The sequence below is a fragment of the Embleya sp. NPDC127516 genome (assembly GCF_044765325.1).
Taxonomy (GTDB): Bacteria; Actinomycetota; Actinomycetes; order Streptomycetales; family Streptomycetaceae; genus Embleya.
In genome coordinates this window covers 271,444-296,732 of record NZ_JBIWJT010000007.1, presented here as the reverse complement: position 1 = coordinate 296,732, position 25,289 = coordinate 271,444, and the positions used below count along the sequence as shown (strand labels likewise).

Annotated in this window: 21 protein-coding genes; 13 read left to right on the top strand and 8 right to left on the bottom strand. The window is 73.2% G+C overall.

The features are described from left to right. Window positions 1-166: 166 nt before the first annotated feature. Genes speB through ACIRL2_RS16350 form a run of 3 tightly spaced genes read right to left on the bottom strand, consistent with a single transcriptional unit; the run spans window position 167 to window position 3,545 of the window. Window positions 167-1,129, bottom strand: a complete 963-nt coding sequence (gene speB, locus ACIRL2_RS16360; protein WP_402232634.1) for an agmatinase — start codon at window positions 1,127-1,129, stop codon at window positions 167-169. Continuing rightward, entirely contained in the window at window positions 1,126-2,013 is an 888-nt protein-coding gene (locus ACIRL2_RS16355) for a nitrilase-related carbon-nitrogen hydrolase (protein WP_402232631.1), read from the bottom strand. The genes speB and ACIRL2_RS16355 overlap by 4 nt, the downstream gene beginning before the upstream one ends. Before the next feature lie 2 nt (window positions 2,014-2,015). Next, the gene (locus ACIRL2_RS16350) at window positions 2,016-3,545 is read right to left on the bottom strand and encodes a purine-cytosine permease family protein (protein ID WP_402232628.1); all 1,530 of its coding nucleotides are present in this window, start codon (window positions 3,543-3,545) and stop codon (window positions 2,016-2,018) included. 162 nt (window positions 3,546-3,707) lie between these two features. Here ACIRL2_RS16350 and ACIRL2_RS16345 point away from each other — a divergent pair, with 162 nt between their 5' ends. Then, window positions 3,708-5,330 carry a PucR family transcriptional regulator gene (locus ACIRL2_RS16345; protein ID WP_402232625.1) on the top strand — a complete coding sequence of 541 codons (1,623 nt, stop codon included), beginning with the start codon at window positions 3,708-3,710 and terminating at the stop codon, window positions 5,328-5,330. Between the two features lie 50 nt (window positions 5,331-5,380). Here ACIRL2_RS16345 and ACIRL2_RS16340 read toward each other — a convergent pair whose 3' ends face one another. Beyond that, window positions 5,381-5,848, bottom strand: coding sequence for a DoxX family protein (locus ACIRL2_RS16340; protein ID WP_395871534.1), 468 nt, complete (start codon window positions 5,846-5,848; stop codon window positions 5,381-5,383). A gap of 1,065 nt (window positions 5,849-6,913) precedes the next feature. Here ACIRL2_RS16340 and ACIRL2_RS16335 point away from each other — a divergent pair. The 4 genes from ACIRL2_RS16335 (at window position 6,914) to ACIRL2_RS16320 (ending at window position 12,131) form a co-directional block, all read left to right on the top strand. Beyond that, the gene (locus ACIRL2_RS16335; RefSeq protein WP_402232622.1) at window positions 6,914-9,328 is read left to right on the top strand and encodes a nitrate- and nitrite sensing domain-containing protein; all 2,415 of its coding nucleotides are present in this window, start codon (window positions 6,914-6,916) and stop codon (window positions 9,326-9,328) included. Beyond that, on the top strand, window positions 9,325-9,837 hold the full coding sequence (locus ACIRL2_RS16330) for a hypothetical protein (protein WP_395871538.1): 513 nt from the start codon (window positions 9,325-9,327) through the stop codon (window positions 9,835-9,837). Before ACIRL2_RS16335 ends, ACIRL2_RS16330 begins: the two co-directional genes overlap by 4 nt. A 219-nt stretch (window positions 9,838-10,056) precedes the next feature. Further along, window positions 10,057-11,292: an ABC transporter substrate-binding protein gene (locus tag ACIRL2_RS16325; RefSeq protein ID WP_395871540.1), complete on the top strand. Its 1,236-nt coding sequence runs from the start codon at window positions 10,057-10,059 to the stop codon at window positions 11,290-11,292. 47 nt (window positions 11,293-11,339) lie between these two features. Continuing rightward, window positions 11,340-12,131: a class I SAM-dependent methyltransferase gene (locus tag ACIRL2_RS16320; RefSeq protein ID WP_395871542.1), complete on the top strand. Its 792-nt coding sequence runs from the start codon at window positions 11,340-11,342 to the stop codon at window positions 12,129-12,131. 158 nt (window positions 12,132-12,289) lie between these two features. Here the strand turns inward: ACIRL2_RS16320 and ACIRL2_RS16315 are convergent, their stop codons facing one another. Both ACIRL2_RS16315 and ACIRL2_RS16310 read right to left on the bottom strand, forming a co-directional pair. Next, window positions 12,290-13,237, bottom strand: coding sequence for a D-2-hydroxyacid dehydrogenase family protein (locus tag ACIRL2_RS16315; RefSeq protein ID WP_402232617.1), 948 nt, complete (start codon window positions 13,235-13,237; stop codon window positions 12,290-12,292). Window positions 13,238-13,303: 66 nt separating this feature from the next. After that, window positions 13,304-13,603, bottom strand: coding sequence for a hypothetical protein (locus tag ACIRL2_RS16310; protein WP_395871546.1), 300 nt, complete (start codon window positions 13,601-13,603; stop codon window positions 13,304-13,306). Between the two features lie 171 nt (window positions 13,604-13,774). Between ACIRL2_RS16310 and ACIRL2_RS16305 the strand changes: the two genes are divergently transcribed. Beyond that, window positions 13,775-14,068 (top strand): hypothetical protein, encoded by a 294-nt coding sequence (locus tag ACIRL2_RS16305; RefSeq protein WP_402232614.1) that lies wholly within the window; start codon window positions 13,775-13,777, stop codon window positions 14,066-14,068. 145 nt (window positions 14,069-14,213) lie between these two features. Here ACIRL2_RS16305 and ACIRL2_RS16300 read toward each other — a convergent pair whose 3' ends face one another. Then, complete coding sequence (locus ACIRL2_RS16300) at window positions 14,214-15,029, bottom strand: siderophore-interacting protein (protein WP_395871550.1); 816 nt, start codon at window positions 15,027-15,029, stop codon at window positions 14,214-14,216. A 364-nt stretch (window positions 15,030-15,393) separates the two neighbouring features. Here ACIRL2_RS16300 and ACIRL2_RS16295 point away from each other — a divergent pair, with 364 nt between their 5' ends. From ACIRL2_RS16295 to ACIRL2_RS16265, 7 genes are all read left to right on the top strand, one after another. Then, complete coding sequence (locus ACIRL2_RS16295) at window positions 15,394-16,602, top strand: ATP-grasp domain-containing protein (protein WP_395871552.1); 1,209 nt, start codon at window positions 15,394-15,396, stop codon at window positions 16,600-16,602. Continuing rightward, window positions 16,599-18,383: an IucA/IucC family protein gene (locus ACIRL2_RS16290; RefSeq protein ID WP_402232611.1), complete on the top strand. Its 1,785-nt coding sequence runs from the start codon at window positions 16,599-16,601 to the stop codon at window positions 18,381-18,383. The genes ACIRL2_RS16295 and ACIRL2_RS16290 overlap by 4 nt, the downstream gene beginning before the upstream one ends. 76 nt (window positions 18,384-18,459) lie before the next feature. After that, window positions 18,460-20,196: an IucA/IucC family protein gene (locus ACIRL2_RS16285; RefSeq protein ID WP_402232609.1), complete on the top strand. Its 1,737-nt coding sequence runs from the start codon at window positions 18,460-18,462 to the stop codon at window positions 20,194-20,196. Further along, on the top strand, window positions 20,193-21,389 hold the full coding sequence (locus ACIRL2_RS16280; RefSeq protein WP_402232607.1) for a type III PLP-dependent enzyme: 1,197 nt from the start codon (window positions 20,193-20,195) through the stop codon (window positions 21,387-21,389). The genes ACIRL2_RS16285 and ACIRL2_RS16280 overlap by 4 nt, the downstream gene beginning before the upstream one ends. Window positions 21,390-21,498: 109 nt before the next feature. Further along, window positions 21,499-22,131, top strand: coding sequence for an AAA family ATPase (locus ACIRL2_RS16275; RefSeq protein WP_395871561.1), 633 nt, complete (start codon window positions 21,499-21,501; stop codon window positions 22,129-22,131). A 264-nt stretch (window positions 22,132-22,395) separates the two neighbouring features. Continuing rightward, window positions 22,396-23,175: a SpoIIE family protein phosphatase gene (locus ACIRL2_RS16270; RefSeq protein WP_395871563.1), complete on the top strand. Its 780-nt coding sequence runs from the start codon at window positions 22,396-22,398 to the stop codon at window positions 23,173-23,175. 76 nt (window positions 23,176-23,251) lie between these two features. Next, window positions 23,252-23,491, top strand: a complete 240-nt coding sequence (locus tag ACIRL2_RS16265) for a lipopolysaccharide assembly protein LapA domain-containing protein (protein WP_395871566.1) — start codon at window positions 23,252-23,254, stop codon at window positions 23,489-23,491. A 27-nt stretch (window positions 23,492-23,518) separates the two neighbouring features. Here ACIRL2_RS16265 and ACIRL2_RS16260 read toward each other — a convergent pair whose 3' ends face one another. Next, window positions 23,519-25,186 carry a PucR family transcriptional regulator gene (locus ACIRL2_RS16260; protein ID WP_402232604.1) on the bottom strand — a complete coding sequence of 556 codons (1,668 nt, stop codon included), beginning with the start codon at window positions 25,184-25,186 and terminating at the stop codon, window positions 23,519-23,521. Window positions 25,187-25,289: the final 103 nt, after the last annotated feature.

Genomic DNA, 25,289 nt, shown 5'->3' with positions numbered 1-25,289 from the left:
GCCGCAGCCCACGCGCCGTGCGCGCCTGCCGCGTGGCACCGGCGAGACCCCGCCCACCGGCCGCGACGAACACGAAGATATCCCGCGCGGCGACCGCCCCCGTGAGCGGTCGCCGCGCCCGCGCGTCGAGTTCGTCGGCGTCGGCTCGACGCGGGCGTCCGCGCGGTCAGCCGGACAGGCCGTCGCGGCGGTTGCGGGCCAGGACGGAGAGCAGTTCGTAGCCCACGTGCGCGGCGGCGATGCCGGTCAGTTCCGCGTGGTCGTAGGCGGGCGCGACCTCGACGATGTCGGCGCCGACCACATTCAGGCCGACCAGACCGCGCAGCGTGTTGAGCAGTTCGCGGCTGGTCAGCCCACCCGCCTCGGGCGTGCCGGTGCCGGGCGCGTGCGCGGGGTCGAGCACGTCGATGTCGACCGAGACGTAGACCGGACCGGTGCCCAGGCGGCGGCGCATGCGCTCCACCACCGAGGCGACGGTGGCGTCCTGGTAGTCGTCGCTGTGCACGACCTGGAAGCCCAGCACGCCGTCCTCACGCAGGTCGTCGGGCCCGTACAGCGGCCCGCGGATGCCCACGTGCAGGCAGCGGGTCGGATCCAGCAGGCCCTCCTCCGACGCGCGGCGGAACGGCGTGCCGTGCGTGTACGGCTCGCCGAAGTAGGTGTCCCACGTATCCAGGTGCGCGTCGAAGTGCACCACCGCGATCGGGCCGTGCTCGGCGGCCACCGCACGCAGCAGGGGCAGCGCGATGGTGTGGTCGCCGCCGATGGTCAGCAGCCGGGTGCCGCGCGCGGAGAAGGCGCGGGCGGCCTGCTCCAGGTCGGCGATCGCGGCGCCGATGTCGAACGGGTTGACCGCGATGTCGCCCGCGTCGGCGACCTGCTGCTCGGCGAACGGCGACACGTCCAGGGCCGGGTTGTAGGGCCGCAGCAGCTTGGACGAGGCGCGTACGTGCGCGGGGCCGAACCGGGCGCCGGGGCGGTAGCTGACGCCGCTGTCGAACGGCACGCCCACCACCGCGACGTCCACGTGCTCGACCTCGTCGGCTCGCGGCAGCCGCGCGAACGTGGCCGGGCCGGCGAAGCGGGGTACACGCGTGGCGTCGATGGGTCCTCGGGGGGCGCCGGTCATCGCTCGGTCCTTTCATCGGTGTGCTCGTCGAGGGAGGCGGAGGGGCCGGGGGCGGGGTTCACGATCGGTGCGTACAACTCCGGTCGGCGGTCGGCGAACACGTCGTTGTGCGCGCCGATCCGCTTGTCCCGGGCGTCGGCGAGCCGACAGCGGGCGAGCAGCAGGTGTTCGGCGTCCTCGGCCGGTGGACCGGCGAGCGGGAAGCCGTCCGGGTCGACGATGATCGAGCCGCCGACCCACGAGGTGCCGCGTTCGGGGCCGGCCCGGTCGCACGCGGCGACGAACACCCGGTTCACCGCGGCGTTCGCCTGCACCCGGATGTCCTCCGCCGGCCGCTCGCCGGCCGGTCGGGGCGCGAACGGCCAGTTCACCGGCGCGCACAGCAGGTCCGCGCCGCGCAGTGTCGCGGTGCGCACCCATTCGGGGAACTCCACGTCGTAGCAGACCAGGACCCCGATCCGCCCCACCCTGGTGTCCACCACCGGCGGCAACTCGCTTCCGGGGACGAACAGTTCGCTCTCGCGACCCCACAGGTGCGCCTTGCGGTAGCGGGCCCGTACGCCGCTCGGGTCGACCAGGACCGCCGAGTTGCGGATCGCCCCGTCGGCGTCGCGCTCGGCGAAGCCGCCCACCACGATCAGGTCGTGTCGCCGGGCCGCGTCCCGCCAGCCGGTCACGGTCGGCCCGTCCACCGGCTCGGCGAGCGCCGCGGCCTCGGCCGCGTCGCGCAACACATAGCCGCTGTTCACCAGTTCGGGCAGGACCAACACCTCGGCGCCGGCCTCGGCGGCCCGCTCGATCGCGGCCAGCGCCGCGCGGCGATTGCCGGCCACGTCGCCGACGGACAGCGCGAGTTGCGCGCAGGCCACCACGGTCTCGGTCACGTTCACACCCCCCGCGGCGCGTCGGCGCCTTCGAGCTCGGCCTCGCTCGCGCGCTCGGCGGCCCGTTCGGCGGTCAGGTCCAGATCGCGACACAGCCACGCGTACAGCGCGCCGCCGACCAGCAGGCCGACCGCGAAGGACAGGTCCGCGCCGTCGAGCGCGTCCGCCACCGGTCCGGTGAAGAAGCTGGTCTTGAAGAACGGGATCATCGCCGCGAAGCCGACGGTGTAGGCGGTCAGACCGCGCCAGGACCACCGGCCGTAGATGCCACGCGGGTCGAAGATCGCGGTGACCGCGTAGTGGCCGCGCCGGACGAGGTAGAAGTCCACCAGGTTGACGGCCGTCCAGGGGATCAGGAAGTAGAGCATCATCAGCACGAAGTCGTTGAAGCTGCCCAGGTAGTCGTCCGGGAGCACGATCGCAACCACGAAGACGATCGCCTCGATCGCCACGATCCCGGCCACCCGGACCCGCACCGTCGGCCGCACCGGCCGGAAGGCGTCGATCGCGCTGGTGGTGGTGAGCATCGCGCCGTAGGCGTTCACCGCCATGATGCTGATCAGCGCGAGCGAGGAGACCAGCACGGCGAACGTACCGAAGCCGGGCACGATGTCGTTGCCCACCCGGCGCACCGCGCCGATCGCGTCCGGGTCCGGCAGCGCGGAGGCGAGCAGCGCGCCCAGCGACATCAGCCACGCCGCCGAGCCGGCCGCGCCCGCGTAGGTCCACCAGATCACCTTGCGCGCGGGCACATCGGCGGGCAGGTAGCGGGAGTAGTCCGAGACATAGACGGCGTAGCTGATCTGGTATCCGGCCGCGCCGGAGAAGACCACCAGGAACGCGGTCCAGGACATCCCGCCGCCGCCGGCCGGTGTGGACACGTCGAGGTTGACCATCGCGCCGACGCTGAGCACCCCGAAGACCGCGATCAGCGCGTAGGTCAGCCAGCGCTGGACCAGGTGCAGCAGGTCGTGGCCGACCACGGCGAGCACGATCGCGATCGAGATCAGTACCGCGTACCACAGTGTCGAGCCGCCCGGCAGCACGGTCTGCAGACCCTCGGTGGCCAGCACCACGTTGAACACGTTGAAGCCGACGTAGACGAACACGACCGCGACGAACGGGACGATCGCGCCGCGGATGCCGAACTGGGCGCGGGACTGGATCATCTGCGGCAGGCCCATCCGCGGACCCTGATTGGCGTGGAAGGCCATGAAGAAGGTGCCGAAGCACGCGCCGAGCACCACGGCCAGCACCGACCAGCCCAGTCCCAGGCCCAGGGCCGGACCGATGAAGCCGGTGACCATCGTGGTGAGCACGAAGTTGCCGGTGAACCAGAACGGGCCCTGGTGCCACACCTTGCCGTGCCGCTCGCGGGCCGGGACGTAGTCGATCGAGCGGGTCTCGATGGCCACACCCCCGGGACGCGGCGCGGTGTCCGCCCCGGGGCCGGTCGCGACCGGCCCGGCCGCCGGGACGGCGGCGTGGCGGGCGGTGGCGGGGGCCGCGCGCGGTGGCCTGGTGGCGTCCATGGGCTCTCCTGCGGTCCTGGTCCCGTTCGGTCGACGCGTCGGGGACGACGGTCGGGGGACGAAGCGTGATCGATGGGATGACGCTTGAAGGTACGCCCGGTTAACAACCGTAAACGATCGATATCATGTCGAATCTGATGGAGACGGGTGGACACTATGTCCATGCCCTCGTCGACGATCCCGCCCTCCGCACCCACCGGCCGGTCCGCCATGCCCGATTTCTCCGGCGCCCTGCGCATCTTTGATCTGGTGGCCCTGCCCGACCTGCGCCTGGCGGTCGCCGCCGGCGCCGAGCACCTGGACCGGCGGGTGGAGGCAGCGCACGTGTCCGAGCTGCTCACTCCCGGCCACTGGCTCCAGGGCGGCGAGCTGCTGATGACGATCGGCCTGCTGCTGCCGATGACCGACGCGGCCTGCGCCGCGTACGTGCGCGACGTCGCGGGCGCGGGCGCGTGCGCCCTGGTGCTGGGCCTGGGTCGGGAGCTGCCGCACCAAAGCGCGCCCGAGCCGTTGATCCGGGCCGCCCACTCGGCCGGCCTGCCGCTGCTCACGGTCCCGGACGAGGTGCCCTTCATCGCGGTCACCAAGGCCGTGTTCGAGGCCCGCGCCGCCCGTCAGCGGCTGGCCCTGGAGCACGCGTTCGAGGCGCAGCGCCGGCTGACCATCGCGGCGGCCTCCGGCAACGGTGTGCTGGCCACGCTGCGCGCCTGGCGGGCCGCGACCGGTGTGGACGCGATCGTCGCCGACCCGGTGGGCCGGTTGGTCGCGGACAGCCTGGCCGGTCCGCCCGAGGCGCCGGGCGCCGACGGCTCGGCGGACGCGGTGGCGCTGCTGGCGGCGAGCACCGACCTGATCCGGAAGGTGGCCGCGCGGGGCCTGCACGGCAGCGGCAGCAGCAGCGACGCACAGGGTGTACGGGTGGAGGTGCAGCCGTTGGGCGCCCGGCGGCTGCGCGGGCTGCTGGTGCTGGCCGGTCCGGTCGAGTCGGCGGCCCGACTGCTGGTGTCCGGCCTGGTGTCGCTGCTGTCCCTGGAGCTGGAGCGCCGGCACCTGGCCGACGAACCGGTGCGTCGGCGTCGGGCCGCGCTGCTCGGTCGGTTGCTGGCCCCGGGCACCACCGCCGAGCAGGCGCGCGACGTGCTCGCCGCAGCCGGGTTGGCGGCGCGGGAGGTGCGCGGTGTGGTGGTGGGCCTGGATCCGGATCCGGCGGACGCGGACACCGGGCACCTCGACGCGGCCGAGCTCGCGGCCGACCTCGCGCTGGCCCTGCCCGGCGGCCTGGTCCGGGTGGCGGGCGGCGCGGTGGAGGCGGTGCTGGGCGCCGAGCTGGACGTACGGGCCATCCTCGGCCGCTTCGCCCCGGGTCGGGCGGCGGGCATCGGCCCGGCCGCCGCTCCGGACGCGGCCGGGTCCTCGATTCGGCAGGCGCGCAGCCTGCTCGCGGTGAGCCGGGCCGCCGGGCATCCGGTGGAGGCTCGGCACGGCACCGCGAGCAGGCTGCTGCTCGGTCTGGCCGACGCGCGCACGCTGGCCGGCTACGCGGACGCGGTGCTGGGGCCGATCGACGCCGCCGACCCCGGCGGCGAACTGGCCGCGACGCTGGCCGTGTGGTTGGAGACCGGCGGCTCCTGGGACGAGACGAGTCGGCGCCTGGACGTGCATCGGCACACCGTGCGCAATCGGGTGGACAAGGCGATGCGGTTGACGGGCCGGCGCCCGCAGGACGGTGACGATCGCTTCGATCTGTGGCTGGCGGCCCGCATCCGCCGCGACAGTCTGGGCTGAACCTCGCGCACCGCCCCGGGGCGCCGGCCGCCGCTACCGGGGGGCCGTGCTCATCGCAGCGCCGCCGGTGCGGACTCCTTCGACGGGGCCGGCGCGTTCGAGGTGTCGGCGCCGCCACGCGCCAACAGCCGCTCGAGCGCGAAGCTGCCCGACCCGAACACCACGATCAGCAACAGGGCCCAGCAGAACATCGCCGACGCCTCGCCACCGTTTTGGATCGGCCACAGATCCAGCTTCTGGTGCTCGGTGAAGTAGGCGTACGCCATCGATCCGGACGAGACGAACGCGGCGGCCCGGGTGCCCAGCCCGAGCAACACCAGCCCGCCGCCCACGAGTTGAATCACGGCCGCGTACCAGCCCGGCCACTCGCCGGAGGGCACGGTGCCGCGCCCGCCGTCCGGGAAGCCGAACAGCGAGGCGGTGCCGTGGCAGGTGAACAGCAGCCCGACGACGATCCGGAACAGGCCCAGTACATGGGGTTTGGCGGACTCGACGAAGGCGTGCGGAATGGGTGACATCGGACGGCTCCTGGGGGGACGGAGTGCGGGAGATTGGTCCAGACCAGTCTTGACGGGCCGTCCCGACAGCGACAATGCCGAGCTTCTCGATCGGCACAAAATGGCAAGTGGCCCGGGTGGACAGCACCCCACCAACCGGTGACCCTGCACCGCGCGCGTCCTCCCCCGTCGACCGCCGCGATCCGCCCCCACTCGGCGCGCCGAACCGCCCTCGGCGGCGAACTGCCGCCGGGGCAAAGGGCGTCGATCCCGACCGTGACAGTGACAACAGAGGCGGGCCGACACCCAAGTTTCGTTTGACGTCCGGTGGATTCGCAGGGACAGTGTGTGTGCGCACCGATGCGAACAGTTGCCCCAGCCGCAATCGGGCGCTTCCTGGTCGACCCCGCACCCCCTTGCGAGGAGTGATCCGTTCATGGGCGTTTTTGCGTCGAATGCTCGCGACCGAACGATCCCGGAACGGTCGGCGAGCTGTTCGAGGACGCCGCTCCGGGACCCGAACGCCGGTTTGCCGACCGCGAGTTCGGCTCGGGTGAACCGGCCGCGCCGCGCCGGCTAGCGCGTGCGCGCGTCCCCCGGCCGCCCATGACGCGCGCGGACGCCCGCTGATCGCAAGCCGGGGCCGGATCGAATCGGCGTTCACCGTACGGCGATCCAACCGCGTTCGAACCGGAAGCGGAGGCGCCGGTACCGCCTGCCCCGATCGCACCGGCACCCCACGAGCCCGCCGACGCCGGCGCGCCCGACCGCGAAGGGCCCGGGCATCGGGGCCCGTTCCGATCACCCGCACCGTGCCAGGTCGGTCGCGCCCGCCCCCGACGGCCCGCCCCTCGCGAGCACCATCGTCGCGAACTCCCTCCCACCGACCATCCTTCAGGGATCACTGCCCGTGTTGCGATTACTCCGCCGTCCCCCTCACGTCGCCGACGCGACCCGGCCCGGTCGACCCCAACGACCCGCCCCGGCCCGCGCCGCCCGACGGGCGAGCACCCCCGCACACCCGGCGAACCCGCGCCCGTCCGGGTACGCACGATCCGGCCGGCCCGGCCGAAGGGGCGAACTCGGATGAAGATACGTCGCTCCCGCCCGGCGACCGCCGACTCGCCCGCGCAGCCCGCCGACTCCGCGCGGCCCCCGGTCGACTCGGCGCGGCCTTCGGTCGACTCGGCGCGGCCCCCGTTGCGGATCCGAATCGCCGCCCGGATTCGCCCCCGGGTGCGCGGCCTGATCACGCTCATGGTCGTCGTGCCCTCGGCGGGCATGGTCTTCTTCGCCGGATCCGCGATCCTGACCATGGTCGAACAGGCCCAGGCCGCCGACCACGCGCACGACCTGGTCCGGGTCTCCGCCGACGCCGGCGAGGTGGGGCGCCGACTCCAGGCGGAGAGCGCCGCGGCGGTGACCCTGCTCTCCCGCGGCCCCGGGCCGATCACCAGCGCCGACTACCGGACCGCGATCGACGCGAGCGAGACCGCCATCCGCCGCTACGAGAACCGGCGCCGCGACCTCGAACCCGCCTCCGCCGGCGAACGCGCCGCACTGACCGCGGTGGACACCGCGCTGCGCGGCCTGCCGGGCCTGCGCACCCAGATCGACCGGCGGGGCGTGGCCACCTCGGCGGCGGCCGTGCGCTACTGGGCCTGGATCGGCACCACCGTGGACCTGCGCGCCCGGGTCGCGCTGGACCCGGGCGTATCCACCGACATCGCCGCCCGACTGCGCGCGATCACCTCGCTGACCCAGGCCCGGGCCGCGCTGGGCCAGCAACAGGTCACCGTGCTGCGCTCGCTCGGCGCCGGACCACTGGGCGGGCCGGTACTCGAGGCGGCCTCCACCGCACGCGCCGCGCACGACCAGGCGCTGGAGGCGTTCGCGGTCACCGCCCCGACCGGCTGGCGCGACCGCCTCGCCCGGGCACTGGCCGGTTTCGAGATGATCCGGGTCGCGCAGACCGAGGACGCGCTCGGCCGCGAATCGCTCGAACCGGACGTCTGGCGCGCCGCGTTGGCCGAACGCGCGGACCGCCTGTGGTCGGTGGAGCAGCGGGCCGACGCCGACATCGCGCGCGAGGTGGCCGACGTCACCGGCGACCGGTGGTGGCTGGCCGGCGTCCAGGGCGCGGTGCTGATCGGTGCGGTACTCGCCGCCGCCGCGGCCGCGGCCTGGCTCGGCCGCCTGCTGCACCGGCGCCTGCGGACCCTGGCCGAGCGGGTCACCGAGATGACCCAGAAGACGCTGCCCGCCGTCGAGGCCGACCTGCGCCGCCGCGACGCGTTGGGCCCGCACGAGAGCGGTGCGGCGTACGCGGTCAAGATGCTCGGCCCGCAGCCGGACCGCGAGCGCGGCGCCGACGAGATCGCCGACCTGGCCCGCGCGCTGACCCGGCTCGCCTACAGCACGGTCGAACACAGCGCGTCGCTGGTGCTGGCCCAGCGCGAGTACAACGACGCACTCGGCGACGTCGCCCGACGCATCCGGGTGCAGACCAGCCGGGTCAGCAGCGCCCTGGACCGGCTCCAGGAATCCAATCTGACGGTGGATCAACTGGGCACGGTCTTCGAGGTGGACCACGGCAACGAGGGCACCAAGCGGCTCGCCGACTCGATCGCGGTGCTCAGTGGGCAACCGCCGAACCGGCTGTGGCCCGACACCCCGCTGTACGAGGTGGTCCGGGCCGGCGCCCAGCGGGTGACCAACTACGAACGCCTGCCGGACATCGCGTTCAAGGGCATCCCCACGTCCGTCACGCTCGCCGGCGACACGGTCGGCGCGGTGACCCAGATCGTCGGCGAGATCGTCGACAACGCGGCCCGCTTCTCCGGTCGGCACGAGGTAGAGGTCACCGCGGAGCGCACCGAGGCGGGCGTCCTGGTGCGCGTGCGGGACCAGGGCGTGGGCCACCGCGACCCGGAACTGCTCAACCGGCGGCTGCGCGCCGACGTGGACGCACTGCCCTCGCTGCGCCAGACCGGCCTGACCGTGGTCGCGCTCCAGGCCCGCCCGCTGGAGATCGCGGTGGAGCTGCAACCGGGCGCGGACGGCGGCACGGTGGTCGAGATCGTGCTGCCGCACGCGATCATCGCCTCGGTGGGCCGCCATCGACGCCGGGTGGAGCACGTCACCCGACCGGGCACCCCGCAGATCGGCCCCGCGCGCCCGATCGCCATCGGCGCCGGCGTGAACGGCCACGGCCCGAACGGCAACGCCGCGAACGGCGGCGCCGCCAACGGCAGCCACCCGCACGGAGCGGATCCGAGTGCGTCCGCCCCGGTCGTCGGCGGCCCGCTCCCCGCGAACTACGCGCCCGAGTTGACCGCGCAGGGCCTGCCCCGCCGCGAACGCCGCACCGGACAGGCGACCCAGTTCCGTCGTACCGCCCCACCCACCCGTGACATCGCGCAGGCCAGCGCCGCCGCCGCCTCGTTCGGGCGCGGCGCCCGCGACCTGCCCTTCACCCGGACCCCCAAGGAATCCCCATGACCGAGCCCGCCGTCGACCAGAGCGTGCTCGACGACTTCATGCGCCAGTTCGTGCACGACCACGCTCCCGACGTGCTGCACGCGGTCGCCGCCAGCGGCGACTCGCTGCTGGTGGCCCAGGCCGCGCTGCCCGGTCGCATCCGTACCGACGCCGCCGCGCAGGCGGCGTGGATCGCGAACGCGGAGAAGATCGCGTCGAGTGCGCCCGGTGCCCTGCTCATGCAGGACTACAGCGCCGACTTGATGGGGCTGGGCCCGGTCAGTGTGCTGATGTCGCAGGCCGAGCACGGGCTGCTGCTCACCATGGGCAACACCAGTCCGGGACCGGACGGGCAGGTGCACCCCTCCGCGCTGATCGTGGCGACCACCTGGAACGCCGACGTCGGCAACCTGATCCGGGCGATGCACGCGCTGATGGAGCGTGTCGGCCCGTCCCTGACCCCGCTCGCGCGCGGTCGCGGCCTCCAGCCGCAACCCGCCCGCATGCCGGCTCCCAGCCGGGTCTTCTGACCCCACGATCCCGGCTGCCCTCGCCGGGCGCCCCGGCCATCCGCCCGGGTCGTCCGGAGTATTCGCGCGCCCCGGCCCACCGGCCGATCCGGCGCGTCCGCCCCGCCCGGCACCCGCGCGCCCCGAGACCGCCTTCCACCTCGTCGCGTGAGTGAACCGGCAGCCACACCCGGAGAGTTCGAACCCCCGTATCGCGAACCTGCCGAGAGAGAGACCGACATGCGCAGCAGCACCAGTAGACGGTTCCGCAGCACCCGCGTCCCGCTGGCCATCGCCTCCACCGGTTTACTCCTGGTGTTGTCGGCGTGCTCGGGCAGTGCGGCCGGTGACGACAAGGGCAAGGCATCCGACGCCGTCGCCAAGATCGGCCTGCTCACCCCCGCGAGCGGTCCCTACGCCGCCGTCGGCGAGGACACCCGGGCGGGGCTGGAGCTGTACCGCGACACGCACGGCGGCAAGCTCGGCGGGCTCAAGGCGGAGATCGTGGTGCGCGACGAGGGCGCGGGCCCGCCGACCGCCGTCCCGGCCGCGACCGAACTGGTCAAGCAGCAGAACGTGTTGGCGATCACCGGCATCGTCAGCGGCGGCAGCGTGGCCGGTGTGCTGCCGATCGCGGCGGCCAACAACACGGCACTGATGGGCGTCGCGGGCCGACCCGAGTTCCCCGATCCCAAACTGACCGCGCACGTCTGGTCGTTCAACACCCAGTCCTACGAGGCCGGCGCCGCCGCCGGTCCCTGGGTCAAGGAACACGTCAACGGCCCGGTCTACGCGATCGGCCCGGACTACCAGGGCGGTTGGGACCAACTCAAGGGCTTCACCGAGTCGTTCACCAAAGCCGGCGGCACGCTGGCCAACCCGGACGGGAAGACCACCTTCACCCCCTTCCCGGCCACCCAGAACTTCCTGCCCTACCTGAACAAGATCGCGCAGAGCGGCGCCAAGGCCGTCTACGCGTTCTACGCGGGCACCGCGGCGGTCGACTTCGTCAAGCAGTACAAGGCCTCCGAGGCGGCCAAGCTCCCGCTGTACGGCAGCGGACCGCTGACCGAGGGCCGCCAACTCGACGCGCAGGCCGACGCCGCCGCCGGGATCACCACCTTCGCCACCTACGGCGCGGACCTGGACAACCCGGCGAACCGGGCGTTCGTCGCCGCGTGGCAGCAGCGCCACCCGGACCGCAGCCCGACCATCTACGCGGTCGCCGCGTGGGACATCGCCCGGTCGCTGGACACCGCCATCGCCGCAGTCCGCGCCGAGAAGAAGACGCTCACCCCCGAGGCGGTGAACACCGCGCTGGGCAACGTCGGGCAGATCGACAGCCCCCGCGGCGTGATGCAGCTCAACCCGGCCACGCACTCGCCGGTGCAGCAGTGGTACCGCTTCGAGGTGCGCAACGACGGCCCCAAGCGGGCCAACGTGGCGGTCGAGCAGCTCGCCGTCCTCGGCGGCTGATCCCGCCGGTCCCCTTCCCCACCGCTCCACCCACCCCAGGAGGGCTCTTGTACGCGTTCGCCGAAGCCGACGACATCACCTTCCAGTTGGAGACTTTGCAGAGCCTGCTCGACCCCAGCACCCGGATGGTGCTGGACTCCCTCGACGACCCGACCGGCCAGGAATGGCTGGAGATCGGCTACGGACTGGGCAGCATCGCCCGGGAGTTGTCCCGCCGCATCGGTCCGATCGGCGTCGTGCACGCCACCGACCTGGACGCGCGCCCGCTCGCCACTCCCGTCGACGGCGCGCCGATCCGCACCTTCCCGCTGGACCTGCGCACCGACGAACTGCCGCGCCGGCCCTACCGGGGCATCCACGGGCGACTGGTCCTGCTGCACATACCCGAGCGCCGGGCCATCCTGTCGCGCCTGGTCGACGCGCTGGAACCCGGCGGTGTCCTGGTCGTCGAGGACTGGTACTGCCCCGAGCCACCACGCGTCCTGGCCTGCGCCGACCCCGCCGACGAGAAGGTGTTCACCGAGGTCGTGGCGGGCATCCTGGCCGAACTGCGCAGCCGGGGCGCCGACCTGGAATGGGCGGCGGCGACCAAGGACGCGTTCGTCGAGGCGGGGCTGACCGACGTACGGGTGACCCGTTCCGACGCGGACTGCGCCGGACCCGGCCTCGCGCACCGCCTGTACGCCTGCAACGCCCGGCAACTCCGGTCTCGGCTCGCCGAGTCGGGCCTGGACGACGACATCCTGGACCGCTTCCAGGAGGTCGCCGGCCGGCCGGGCCTGGTCACCACCGGCTGGCGGCTGTATTCCACGATCGGCACCAAACCGGCGGCCGGCTGACCCGGGACGGCGCACCGACCTCGCCCCCTGTCGACGCTCCGACAGGGGGCGAAGTCGTCTGCGCCCGGGCACCTGCCCTCGAACGAGCCGAGGTGACGCTCTGTACGGCCGACAGGACAATCGGTGAACGGTGATCGTGCGCTCCGCCGGGACCGGGACTACAACTCGCGCACCGGTCGGCCGGCCAGGAACGCGGCGATGTCCTCGACCGCGTCGGTGTACGCCAGCGTGTAGTTGCCCTGGGTCGCATAGCCGATGTGCGGCGTGAGGATGGTGTTGGGGGCGTCCAGGATCGGGTCGTCGGCGGGCAGCGGCTCCACCTGGTGCACATCCAGCGCGGCACCGGCGATCCGACCCTCGTGCAGCGCGGCGAGCAGGGCCGCTCGGTCCACGATCGCGGCCCGGGAGGTGTTGACCAGGTACGCGGTGGGGCGCATCAGGGCGAGTTCGGCCGCGCCGACCAGGGACCTGGTCCGCTCGCTGTGGCGCACATGCACGGAGACGAAGTCGGCGCGGCGGAAGAGTTCGTCCTTGGCGACCACCTCCACACCGAGTTCCGCACCACGCTCGGCTGTCAGGTTTTGGCTCCAGGCCAGTACCCGCATCCCGAACGCCGCGCCGATCGTGGCCACCCGCGCGCCCAGTTTGCCCAGACCGATCACCCCGAGGGTGGATCCGGCGAGGTCCGACCCGATGCCGCACTGCCATCCGCCGGCGCGCAGGCTCGCCTCCTCGGCGCCGGTACGGCGGGCCAACTCGAGGATCAGCGCCCAGGTCAACTCGGCCGCCGGATGCGGCAACAACCGCGTGCCGCACACCGTCACGCCTTGCGCCCGGGCCGCCTCGATGTCGATGGCGGCGTTGTTCATCCCGGTGGTGACCAGCAGCCGCAGGCCCGGCAGTCGCGCGAGCAGCCCGGCGGGAAACGGGGTACGCTCGCGCATCGCGATCACCGCGTCGAACGGCGCCAACCGCTCGACCAGCGCCTCGGCGTCGGTCACGTGGTCGGGGAAGAACGCGACCTCGGTGCCTTCCGGCAGTTTGCACCAGCAGTCGAGCGCCGCGGCCGGCCCCTGGTAGTCGTCGATGACGGCGACCCGAAACACCTGTAGTCCCCCCGCGTCCGGCGACCGCCGGAGCGCGGATCACCCGGTCGGCTCGCCCGTCCGACCCTATCGGGCGGAGCCGTCGAGCGCGCCCAGACCCTTCTGCAGGTCTTCGAGGTTCATCACCGGCTTGACGCTCACCTTGGCGCCCATCGAGAAGAACGGCTCCGCGATGCCCGGCAACTGCGACGAGTCCTGCATGTCGAAGACCAACAGGCACGAGCGGTCGCCCTCGACGGCGGTGAAGTAGGCCGCCTCGGGGTGTAGTCGCCCGACGATCGCCTGGATGGTCTTGGCCAACGACCCGTCGGCGATCGCCCGGTTGCCCGCCTCGGTGTCCATGCGTGCTTGGAGGAACATGCGCATCGATCTCACCCGGTCTCGCGTACGGACCGTGTTCGGCGCTCACCACGGGCACTCATGAGGACTCGGTCGCGTACGCTTCCAGGCTCCTCTCGTGCGCCGGCGCCCGCAAACGCCGCGGACGGCATCGGCCGCGATTCGCGTACCGGTTCGGTGGTCGGGTATGCGAAAGGTATGAACGCGCGACATCGCGCTCCGGCCAAGCGCCCTCCCGGCAGCGAGGCGGCCCATCCACGCAGCGACCTCGCCGCACGCAGGGTCATGTCCAGGATCGCGCTGCCGTTCTTCGTGGTCGGTTGTGCGCTGTGCGCGTGGGCGGCCTCGACGGATGTCACGAGCGAGGTGCGCACGTTGTGGATCGTCGCCGCGATCGCGTGCGCGGTGACGGCGTTGATCGCCTGGATCGATCTTGTGGTCATCGCGCGGCGGATGCGCGGCGAGCGGACCTGGTCGGCACGAGACCGGTGAGCAGCGGCCGACCGTGGGTGGGCCGACGCGCGGTGCGCCTGTCGATGGGTCGTTCGACGCGCTTGATCGGCGTTCCGCTCCGCGTGCCGCTCGGCGCGCGTGTGGTCGGCCTCCCCCTCGGCATGCCGACGGTGCGCTGTGTACGTCAGTGCGCCGCTTGTGCCACCGGGGGTTCGGCGCGGGCGGTGGGCTCGGTGTGCGCGGTCTCCTCGGTGTGCCCCATGCGCCAGTAGCCCATGAAGGCGATCGAGCGGTGGTCCATGCCGCGCTCGTCCTTGAGGTGGCGGCGCAGCGCGCGCACCCGACCGGCCTCACCGGCCAGCCACGCGTAACCGTGTTCGACCGGCAGGTGGGCGTCGCGGATCGCGTCCAGCAACCGGTTCTCGGCGACCGGTGCGTCGCCGCGGTGGATCCAGTCCACCCGTACCCCGGGCGGCGCCGCGAGATGTTGGCGATCCGCCTCGGAGGCCACCTCGACGAAGACGTGCCCGCGTGCGTCCGGCGGCAGCGACTCGACGATGGAACCGATCGCGGGCAGCGCCGCGTGGTCACCGGCCAGCAGCAGCCGGCGCCCGGCGGGCGGCTCGAAGCTGTAGCCGCCGTTGCGCTCGGCGGTCGGCCCGAGCAGCTCGATGGCGTCGCCGGGACGCGCGGCGCGGGCCCAGCGACAGGCGGGTCCCCCCGGCGCGTGCAGTGCGAAGTCGATGTCGATCTCGACCGGATCCGACCGGTGCGCGCGCACGGTGTAGGTGCGCTGGTACGGCCGGTCGGCCTCGGGGATCCGCGTCCACGCCTCGCGCCAGGTCAGGTCGTCCCGGGTGATCCGGGACGCGGGCCGGCCCTCGCGCGGCACGAAGAGCTTGACCCGCTGGTCGGGCCCGCCCGGGACGAAGTGCGCCAACCTGGGGCCGGTCAGGGTGATCCGGGTGGCGTTGCGGGTGATCGGCGTATTGCGGACCACGGTGAGCTGGAAGGGCCGGTAGAGCTGCGCCCGGCGTTCACGTTCGGTGGAGATTGGAACTCGCCCTCTCGGACACGGTCGGCCACGGACGACCCGAGACGATGTCGCGGTTAGGTTAACCTAACCACAGACTCCCGCCGGCCGCCGCCGACGCGCCGGACGAAGCCGGGAACTCCCGGGGCGCACCGAACGGCCCTGGGACCGACCGGATTTGGCCGGCAAGTATGCCTACCCTAAGTTGTGGGGCGTCCGGGTGGACGGGTCCGGATCGACGCTCCGGTCGATGTTCCCGTTCGACGTGCCCGGGTCGAGGTGCCCGGTTCGCCGTGTCCGGGTCGACATGTCCCAGGGGGAGCGATCACGCATGCGGCTGTACCTGCTCGCGCTCAATCCCACCGACTCGGTGACCGAGGGATTCCTGCCCGCCGCCCATCGCCTCGGACTGCACGTCACCCTGCTGGCCGACCCCGCGCACGCCGCGCGACACCGCGAACTGTGCGCCGCGCTCACTGGGGTGCGGGTGCTGGACTGCGACGTCCGCGACTTCCGCGCGGTGATAGACCGGATCTCGGGCGCACATCGTCCGGACGCGATCTTCACCAACAGCGACCACCTCCAGGTGCAAGCCGCCCTCGCCGCTTCCTACTTCGACCTCCCGGCCAAGGACTGGAAGGCCGCGCTGCGGACCAAGAACAAGGCCCGGATGCGCGGCCGACTGGCCGATACCGGCACGGACACCGTCTGGGCCGCCGAACTGGCGCCCGGGCAGCCGGTCGCCGACCTGTTCGACCTCACACCGCCGTATCCGTGCGTGGTCAAACCGCGCGAGGGCGTCGCCGGAGAGGACGTGGTCCTGGTCACCGACGACGCGGAACTGCTCGAGCGCTGCGCCGAGATCCAGGCCCGCCGACCGGCGGCGGCGCTGCTGGTCGAGGAGTTCCTGCCGGGAGAACTGCACACCCTGGAGACGCTCGGCGATCGGCACGGCATCCGGGTCCTGGGCGGCTTCCACACCCGACTGTCGCCACCGCCGTACTTCGTCGAGACACGCCTGGATCTGGTGCCCGAACCGCCCGCCGCGACCACCGCCGCCGTGCTCACCCAACTCCACGCGCTGGGAGTGGGTTTCGGTGCGTGCCACACCGAATTCGTGGTCCAGGACGGGCGACCCCGGATCATCGAGGTCAACTACCGTGCCATCGGCGACCAATGCGACCTGCTGCTGCGGGACGTGCTCGGCATCCCGCTGTTCGAGCACATCCTGCGCGTGCACCTGGGCATCGACCTGCCCGCCGACCTCGGCGCGCGCGCCGGCCGGCACGCCCGGGTGGACTATCCGTGCGCCGACCGTGCGGGCACCCTCACCGCGGGCCCGGACCGCGTGCGCTCCGACCCGGCCGGCGACACCCGCGTGGACTACCACCCGCTGCGCGCGATCGGCGAGCGACACCCGGTGTACGGGTCCAACCGGGACTACCTCGGAGTGCTGCGCACCATCGGCACCGACCGGGCCGCCGTCGACCGGGCCGCCGAGGACTTCCTGACCGGCCGGCAGTGGAGCATCACGCCGTGACCGAACACGCCGCCGGCGAACCGCCGCCACCCTCGGCCGGCGCGGACGCGCCGCTCGACGCCGCCGCCGGCGAACCGCCGCTCCACACGGCCGCGGCCCATCCGGCCGATGCCGCCTGTGCGGTCGACGGGCCCGGTGGCTTCGACGGCGAGCTGCTGTGTCGGGTGCTGGACACCGTGTTGCGCGAGGACGTCCTGGGCCTGCGCGGCACCGCCGTACCCGAACAACGACCGGACGGGACCTGGCTGCGACTGACCGCGCGGACCGGCACCGACGCGTTGCTGCTGCCGGTGCGCGCCGACGGGTTCCAGTGCGAGTACGCCGCCCGCGCGCCGCTCCTGGTGGCGTCGCGGGACGGCGCGCGTGTGACCGACACCGACCGACTGCTCGCGATCCTGCGGGACTGGGCGGATCCGCGGGACCGGTCCGGCTTCGACGACTTCGCCGAGGAATGCCGGCAGGCCGCCCGGGCCGGCCGACTGCTCGCGCACACCGGCCCGGCCGTTCGCGCCGGGCTCGCCGACCGGTACGGCCCGGACCCGAGCGCGTGGACCGGGCTCGGCTCGGGCCCGGCCCTGGACACGTTGGCCGCGCACGTCGACCATCCGCTCTACCCCACCGCGCGCGCCCGCTCCGGCCTGACCGAGACCGCGCTGCGCCGGTACGCGCCCGAACACCACCCGAGCTTCCGTCTGCGCTGGGCCCTGCTCCCGCACGACGCCACCACCCGCGCCGGGACCCTGCCGCCCTGGTGGCCGACCCCCGCCGACCTCGGCCGGCCCGACCTCGCCGGCAGCCATCTCGCCCTGCCCGTGCACCCGTTGACGTTCGACCGGCTCCCGGACCCGGCCGTGCCGACCGACCGGGCGTATCTGGACGTGCGCCCGACCCTGTCGATGCGCACCGTCGCGGTGACCCGCGACCCGGCCGTGCATCTCAAGCTCCCGCTGCCGATCGCCACCCTCGGCGTGCGCAACCGGCGCACCATCAAACCCGGCACCCTGGTCGACGGTGCCGCCGGCCGACGACTGCTCGCCGAGGTACTGCGCCGGGAACCACGCTTTCGCGACCGGGTGTTGCTCGCCGACGAACAGAGCTACCTGCACGCGGACCACGAACTGCTGGGCGTGCTGGTGCGCCGGCATCCGCCCGACCTGGAGCACACCCTCGTGCTGCCGCTCGCCGCACTGCTCGCCCGAGGACCCGACGGCACGCTGGTCCTGGACCGGGTGGCCGAGCGATTCCACGCAGGCGATCGATTCGCGCTGCTCGACGCCTACCTCACGCTGCTCCTGGACTGGCAGACCACGCTGTTCCGGTACGGCATCGCGCTCGAATCACACCCGCAGAACCTGTCCCTGGTCCTGGCCCAAGGGCAACCGGCTCGCCTGCTGTTCAAGGACAACGACGGCCCGCGCGTCAATCCGGCGCGCTGTCCGCTGCCGCACGGCGGATTCGAGGACGCGCGCACCTACACCGCCGACGACGGCCCGCTCGCCGACCTGTTCCTCACCATAACCGTGCATCTGTGCGCCGGTGCGCTCGCGTTCGCGCTGCCCCCGCCGGAGCGGGACCGACTGCTGCGGCTGGTGCGCGAGCGGCTGGCCGTGCTGGCGCCCCCGGAGCTGCGGCGCCGCGCACTGGACGGGCAACGATTGCCGGTCAAGGCGATGATCACCGCCGGCACGCTGCTCACCAAGGAGCGCTCCGGCGCGGCCGATATCAACAAGTACTACACGACCGGGCCGAACTACCTTCGTGGTGCGCAGCGTTCGACCTAGCGATCGACCGCGACCGTCGATCCGCCCGACCGTACACCGCGCACCGCGCCTCGCCCTCGAATCGTTGGAGTCGCCCATGCCGCTGCCGTCGGCGCAACCCCGAACCGATCCCGCGCACACCGGCCAGGCGCCACCCGCCCCGCCCACTGCCGATGAGGTCGTCGTGCACACCCTGCTCAACTGCCTGCATCGGGAGGTCTGCCGGCCGGAGGGGCGCAGCGTGGTCGAGCCCGGCGACGGCGGGCACCTGCGGTTGCACCTGGCCCGCTCGGGCACCCGGTTGCGGGTCCGCCTGCGTCGCGCCTCGCTGTTCGGCGACCATCGCTTCACCGGCCCGGTGGCCGAACTGCGCGGCTCCACCTGGCACGTGCTGACCTGGCCCGAGGTGGCCGAGCGCGTGCACGCCGAACTGGGCCTGCGGACCGGTGTGCGCAACGACGAGTTCCTGGACCAACTGGCGTCCAGCCACGCGGGCGTGCGCGCGGGACTGGCCCGCCGGAGCGCACGACCCGCCTCGCGCTACCTCGACTCGGAGCAGGCCCTGCTGTTCGGACACCGCTTCCATCCCACCCCCAAGGCGCGCGGCGCCGACCCGGCCGCGTGGGCGGCCTACGCGCCCGAGGCCCGGGCCGCGTTCCGGTTGCGGCATCTGGCGGTGCGCAACGAACTGGTGGCGCAGGAACGGCTGACCGAGTCGGCGACGGCCGTGCTGGACCGGCTGGGCCCGGTGCCGGCCGGATACACACTGCTGCCCGCGCACCCGTGGCAATACGAACTTCTCGCCGAGCACCCGCGCCTGCGGGCCGCGCTGGACCGAGGCGACGTGCTCGACCTGGGCCCGCGCGGCGACTCGTTCGCTCCGACCGCGTCGGTGCGTACGCTCGCCGGCGCGGGCGCCTTCCTCAAGTTCAGTCTGAATGTGCGCATCACCAACTGTGTGCGCAAGAACGCCGCCTACGAACTCTCCGGGGCGGTCGCGCTGACCCGCGCGCTGGGCCCGATCCTGGCCCGAACAGCGGCCCGACGGCCGGACTTCGCGATGCTCGGCGAACCCGCGTACCGCAGCCTGTCGGCCGCCGTCGCGCCGGAACTGCTCGAAGGCTTCGGGGTGATCGTCCGGGACGGTCTCGACCCGCTGCTGCGGCCGGGCACGACGGCGCTGCTGGCCGGCGCCGTGGCCGCCGAGTACCCCACCGGGTCCGCGCACGTGTCCCGGTTGCTGGACGGCGCCGGGCCGGACGCGGTGATCCGCTGGTGGGACGACTACCTGCGGCTGCTGGTGCCGCCGGTGCTGGCCGCCTACTTCGAGCACGGCGTGGTGTTGGAGCCGCATCTGCAGAACGTGCTGCTCGCGGTGGACGACGCCGGCCGGCCCCGCCAGGTACTGATCCGGGACATGGAGGGCACCAAGCTGCTTCCCGGGCCGCACGCGGCCACCCTGTCCGCGCTGCCACCCTCGGTCGCCGAGCCCATGACGTACAGCGCCCGGCGCGGTTGGGATCGGGTGGCCTACTGCCTGCTGGTCAACAACATCGCCGAGTTCCTCGCCGCGCTGACCGACCTGTACCCACGGCTGGAGACCCGCCTGTGGGCCCGGGTGCGGGCGGTCCTGGCGGACTGCGCGACCGAACACGGCGAACCGCCGCCGCTGCGCGCGCTGCTCGCGGGCGCTCCGCTTCCCGCCAAGGCCAATCTGCTCGCCCGCTGGGAACGGCGGGCCGACCGCGAGGCGGAGTACGTCCGCATCCCCTCGCCGCTGGCCGCGTCCCGGCCCGACACCGCCGCCCGCACACCCGCCCGGAGCGCACGATGATCACACCGGCCGTACGGACCCGCGTGGCCGATCTGGACTCCGCCGAACTCCCCGCCTACATCCACGACACCACCCACCTGCGGGCACACGCGGCCTCGGTACGCGCGGCGCTGCCGGCGCGGGTCGAGCTGTACTACGCGGCCAAGGCCAACCCCGCGCCGGAGATCCTGACCGCGCTCGCCGGCGACGTGAACGGCTACGAGGTCTCCTCCGGCGGTGAACTCGCGCACGTACGGGCACATCTGCCCACGATGCCGGTCGCCTTCGGCGGCCCCGGCAAGACCGTCGACGAACTGACCGCCGCGCTGCACCTGGACGTCGGACGCTTTCATGTCGAGAGTCCGTACGAGGCGCGCCGACTCGTCGCGCTCGCCGCCCGGACACGGCCCGACCAGGACGTCGACGTGCTGCTGCGGGTGAACCTGCCGCTCGGGCCGGACGTCCTGCGCGGCGCGGCGCTCACCATGGGCGGCGATCCCGGACCGTTCGGCATGGACCCGGACGACGTGGAGTCCTGCCTGCAGGTGCTCCGCGGACCGGACGCGGGTCGGGTCAGGGTCCGGGGCATCCACGCCCACCTGGCCAGCGGCCTGGACGCGGACCGCCAACTCGCCCTGGCCGAAGGCGTCCTCGCCTGGGCCCGCGACATCGCCGACCGGCACGGGATCACCCGGCCCGAGGTGAACATCGGCGGCGGAATGGCGGTCGACTACACGAACCCCGCCGCCCGCTTCGACTGGGCCCGCTTCGGCGCCGGCCTGGACCGGCTCGTGGCCGACCGCCCGGACCTGACCGTGCGGATCGAACCGGGGCGGGCGCTGACCGCCTACTCCGGCTGGTACGCGACGGAGGTGCTCGACCTCAAGCACAGCCGCGGTCGGGCCTTCGCCGTGCTGCGCGGCGGAACCCACCACCTGCGCACCCCGGCGGCCAGGGGCCACGACCAGCCGTGTGTGGTCGTGCCGACCACGAGCCCGTGGCCGCACTCGTGGCCGCGGCCGGAGATCCACCACACCCAGGTCACGTTGACCGGTCAACTGTGCACCCCCAAGGACGTGTTCGCCCGCGACCGCGTGATCACCGAACTCCGCGTCGGCGACCGGATCGCCTTCGCGCTGGCCGGCGCGTACGCGTGGAACATCTCCCACCACGACTTCCTGATGCACCCCCACCCGACGTTCCACTACCTGTGACCCACCCCCCGGTGATCCCGCCCGATGACCCCATCCGCAGCCCGCGGACCGGGTGCACCGGGTCGGGATCGGGGACGTCGCAAACGAGGACAGGCCGTAGGGTCGGCACATGCTCTTGTGGATCAACGGCCCGTTCGGGGGCGGCAAGACTCAGACCGCGTACGAACTGCGACGACGGTTGCGTGGCAGCGTGGTCTGCGACCCGGAGCAGGTCGGCTTCGGCCTGCACCGAATGTTGCCGCCGGCGCTGCGCGGCGACTTCCAGGATCTGCCGGCCTGGCGCCAGGGCGTGTTCGAGATGTTGGACCTGACGCTGACCAGGCACGACGGCCCGGTGATCGCGCCGATGACGGTGGTCGATCCGGGCTACTTCCGGGAGATCGTCGGGCGGTTGCGCGAACGCGGGCACGACGTGCGGCACTTCGCACTGCTGGCGGAGCGTGCGACGGTGCTGCGGCGACTGCGCGAACGCGGCTTCGGGCACGCGGTCCGGGTCGTGGGCGGCAAGGACGCGCCGCTGCGTCGGGAGAGCTTCGCGGTCTCCCGGCTCGACCTGTGCCTGGAGCGGTTGGTCGACCCGGAGTTCGCCGAGCACATCCACACCGACCACATCGACGTCGCCCGGGTCGCCGATCGCATCGCCCACTCGGCCGGTCTGACCCTGGCCCCGAACACCGACAGCCCCCTGCGCGGTCGGCTGCGCCGGGCCTGGACCGGTGTCAAGCACATCCGCTTCGACTGATCCGGGTGCGATCAGGCGGCGGAAGATCTCCTGGGCGTGATGCGGCGTCCGCTACTCCCAGACCCCGAGCGCCCGAAAGAAGTCCCGCGGATCCGGCCGATCGTAGATGTCGTCGAAGTGGGGGCACGGAACGCCGGCGCCCCGGGGATGCGGCAAGGGGGCCCGGCGTCTCGGCCGGGATGCGGTGGGGTGTCGGTCGGGGTTCGTTTCAGGTGGGGGTGGTGGGGTGAATCTGGTCGGGTGACCCATCGGCGAGGAGTTCCCGTGAGTACAGACGACACCGGGGCGGGCAGCCCCTCCGGCGCCTCGCCGGCGCTGGACGTCGAGCCGCACCCGCATACCACCACCGTGGCCGAGGCCACCGGGCTGCGAGTGGCCACCCGGCGGATCGCCGCGGCGCCGTCCGCGAGCCCGCGCACCTGGTTCGGTCGGGTCCTGGACACGCCGTTCGGCCCCCGGGTGCTCTTCGGCGATGTGTCCGGCGACCCGTTGTGCGCCCCCGACCTGACGGCGGACGTGGTCGCCGCCTTCGCTGCGGCGGCGCCCGACGTACCGGAGCTGCCCGATGTCGCGCACCGGATCGCCATGTCCCTGCGCGAGGATCATCTGCGCGGCCATCGCTCCATGGTGCGACTGCTGCTGATCGGCCACGTCGAGGAGGCGGCCGGGACCGGCTCGCTCGCTCTGGTCAATCGCGGCTACCCGGCCCCGCTCCTGGTCGTCGGTCGGCAGGTGCTCGGCCTCGAACCGGCCTTCACCACCCCGCCGATCGGCGCGCTGACCCCGGGCAGCCTGCGGCCGACGGAGCTGATTGTCGCGGCCGGCGGCGGCGAGCGCGTGTTGTTGTACACCGACGATCTCGCCGAGGCGTACGACGCCGCCGGCGAGCGCTATCCGGTGGCGCGGCGCGCGCCGGATCGGCTGCACGGCGCCTTCGTCGACGCGCTGGAGCGTCTCGCGGTCGACATCGAGGCCCATGTCGACGCGTCCTTCGCCGGCGACGCGGCGCTGTTCCTGCTGGAGGCCGAGCGAGCGGGCGGCTGAGCACGCGGGCAGAGCCGGGCCACCCGTTCGGCTCGCCCACGGCGCGCCCGGGCGGCGCCGGGCCTAGCGTTCGAACATGGCGAAGACCTCGAAGCACGGCACGGCTGAGCGAGGCTCGCGGGTCACCATGCGGCAGATCGTGATCGTCGTGGTGATCGCGCTGAGCGTCTGGTTCGTCCTGGCCAACACCGGGACCACCTCGATCCGCTTCTGGATTCCCGAGGTGGAGGCCCCGCTCTGGTTCGTCCTGGCCGGCTCCTTCGTGGTCGGGGCGCTCATCGGATGGCTGATCGGGCGGAACCGCCGGCCCAGGTGAGCACGGACCCCCGCGCCCGAACCGGCCCTACACCCCCGGCCCCCGCACCGTCGCGGACGAAGTGAGCCGCCCCACGGCGCCCGTCGCGCGTTGCGCCGAACCGTTCAGGTGCACGCCGTGCAGGCGGAGCTGGAACATCGCGTCGAAGCGGGCGTCGCCGTCGGCGAGGTCGATCGCACCCACCTCGGACAACCGGCGCAGCCGGTAGCGAAAGGTGTTCGGGTGCACGTGCACGGCCGCCGCGGCCGCGGTGACGTCGCCGAAGGTGTCCAGCCACGCGGCGAGGGTCTCGGTGAGATGCGTGTCGTGCTCGGCGTCGTAGGCGCGCAGCCGGGCCACCGGCCCCGCCGGTGCGTCGTCGGTGGCCGCGACCCGGTCGGCGACGTCGACCAGGAGCGAGGACACGTACACGTCGCACAGTCGGGCCACCCGCAGCGACGAGCGGCCCGAGCGCAGCACCCGCAGCGCGCGGTCCGCGTCCGCGCGGGAGGAGGGCAGGTCCACCTCGCGCGCGACGACCCGCCCGATGCCCACGACGGCCTCGATCCGGCCGCCGATCCGGGCCAGGAACTCCTCCGCCAGCCGGACCGCCCTGCCGTCCGACTCGGTGGGCAGGATCGCGTAGGTGAAGCCGCCGAGCCGCGCGGTGGCCGTGCGCGGGTGTACCGCCGCCAGGTGCAGGGCCAGCGCGTCCACGATCCGGTGTTCCTCCGCGGTGCGCTCCGCGGGTGCCGAGTCGCCGACCACCGCGAGCGCGAGCACGCACGCGGGCTGGTGCGCCAGACCCAGTCGGCCGGCCGCGTCGACCGCCGCGGGGCCGCCTTCGAGCACGGTGGCGAGCAGGTCGGTGCGCAGTCGGCGCTCGACGTCCGCGCCGGCGCGGCGGCGCAGCAGGTGCAGGGCGACCACCTTGGCCGCCTCGGTCAGCGAACGCTCCAACTCGGCGGACAGCGGTGCGCGCACCACGACCCAGATCGAGCCGAGGATCTCGTCGCCGGCCCGGACCGCGATGGCCACCCGGGGCAGGTCCGAGACACCGGCCAGGTACAGCGGCCCCTCGTTGCGGTACAGGGCGTGGAAGGCGCCGCGTTCCTCCAGGATGCGCAACATCTCCGCGGGTACCTGGCGGTCCAGGATGGTGGCGATCCGGGGTTCGTCCGCCTCGTCCTGACGGCTGGAGAAGGCCAGCACCCGCCCGCTGCGGTCCTCCACCGTGACCGGCCCGTCCAGGAGCGCGGCGATGGCGTTGACCAGCGCGAACAGATCACCGGCCGGTGCGCCGTCGAGGGCTTCGCCGGTCTGCGCGGTGCCCACCTCGTCCACCGCGAGCAGCGCCCGCAGCAGTGTGGTGACCTGGGACCAGGAGGCACCGGGGGTGAGCGCGAGGACGACCACGCCGGTGCTCGCCACGGCCGCCTCGATCTCGGCGTCCACCACGATGGGGCCGCGCACCACGACGGCCGGCGCGGCCAGGCCGGCCGCGCGGTGCACCAGGGTCACGATGGCCGGCGATCCGTAGACGGCGACGCCCAGGACCACCGCGCCGGGCGCGTGCGAGGGTTCGTCGTGCGGGTCGTGGATGAGCACTCCGGTGACCTCGCGGTCGGGATCCGGCTTGCCGGCCGCCACCTCGAACAACGTGGAGCCGAGGTCGTCGATGATGCGCCCGAGAACGGCGCGCGAATGCGCGGTCATCGGATGGCCACCGGCGCGGCGGCGAGAATGCCCGACGCTATTCGCGGCGGGCCCAACACGTTCACCACGTTCATGACACGGGGATCCAATCGGTCGACACAGT

Excerpts from the sequence above, each read along its gene's own strand:
- ACIRL2_RS16335 (WP_402232622.1), top strand. The coding sequence starts at position 6,914 with ATGAAGATACGTCGCTCCCGCCCGGCGACCGCCGACTCGCCCGCGCAG.
- ACIRL2_RS16305 (WP_402232614.1), top strand. The coding sequence starts at position 13,775 with ATGAACGCGCGACATCGCGCTCCGGCCAAGCGCCCTCCCGGCAGCGAG.
- speB (WP_402232634.1), bottom strand. The coding sequence starts at position 1,129 with ATGACCGGCGCCCCCCGAGGACCCATCGACGCCACGCGTGTACCCCGC.
- ACIRL2_RS16285 (WP_402232609.1), top strand. The coding sequence starts at position 18,460 with ATGCCGCTGCCGTCGGCGCAACCCCGAACCGATCCCGCGCACACCGGC.
- ACIRL2_RS16330 (WP_395871538.1), top strand. The coding sequence starts at position 9,325 with ATGACCGAGCCCGCCGTCGACCAGAGCGTGCTCGACGACTTCATGCGC.
- ACIRL2_RS16325 (WP_395871540.1), top strand. The coding sequence starts at position 10,057 with ATGCGCAGCAGCACCAGTAGACGGTTCCGCAGCACCCGCGTCCCGCTG.
- ACIRL2_RS16280 (WP_402232607.1), top strand. The coding sequence starts at position 20,193 with ATGATCACACCGGCCGTACGGACCCGCGTGGCCGATCTGGACTCCGCC.
- ACIRL2_RS16340 (WP_395871534.1), bottom strand. The coding sequence starts at position 5,848 with ATGTCACCCATTCCGCACGCCTTCGTCGAGTCCGCCAAACCCCATGTA.
- ACIRL2_RS16310 (WP_395871546.1), bottom strand. The coding sequence starts at position 13,603 with ATGCGCATGTTCCTCCAAGCACGCATGGACACCGAGGCGGGCAACCGG.
- ACIRL2_RS16295 (WP_395871552.1), top strand. The coding sequence starts at position 15,394 with ATGCGGCTGTACCTGCTCGCGCTCAATCCCACCGACTCGGTGACCGAG.
- ACIRL2_RS16345 (WP_402232625.1), top strand. The coding sequence starts at position 3,708 with ATGCCCTCGTCGACGATCCCGCCCTCCGCACCCACCGGCCGGTCCGCC.
- ACIRL2_RS16275 (WP_395871561.1), top strand. The coding sequence starts at position 21,499 with ATGCTCTTGTGGATCAACGGCCCGTTCGGGGGCGGCAAGACTCAGACC.
- ACIRL2_RS16350 (WP_402232628.1), bottom strand. The coding sequence starts at position 3,545 with ATGGACGCCACCAGGCCACCGCGCGCGGCCCCCGCCACCGCCCGCCAC.
- ACIRL2_RS16260 (WP_402232604.1), bottom strand. The coding sequence starts at position 25,186 with ATGACCGCGCATTCGCGCGCCGTTCTCGGGCGCATCATCGACGACCTC.
- ACIRL2_RS16265 (WP_395871566.1), top strand. The coding sequence starts at position 23,252 with ATGGCGAAGACCTCGAAGCACGGCACGGCTGAGCGAGGCTCGCGGGTC.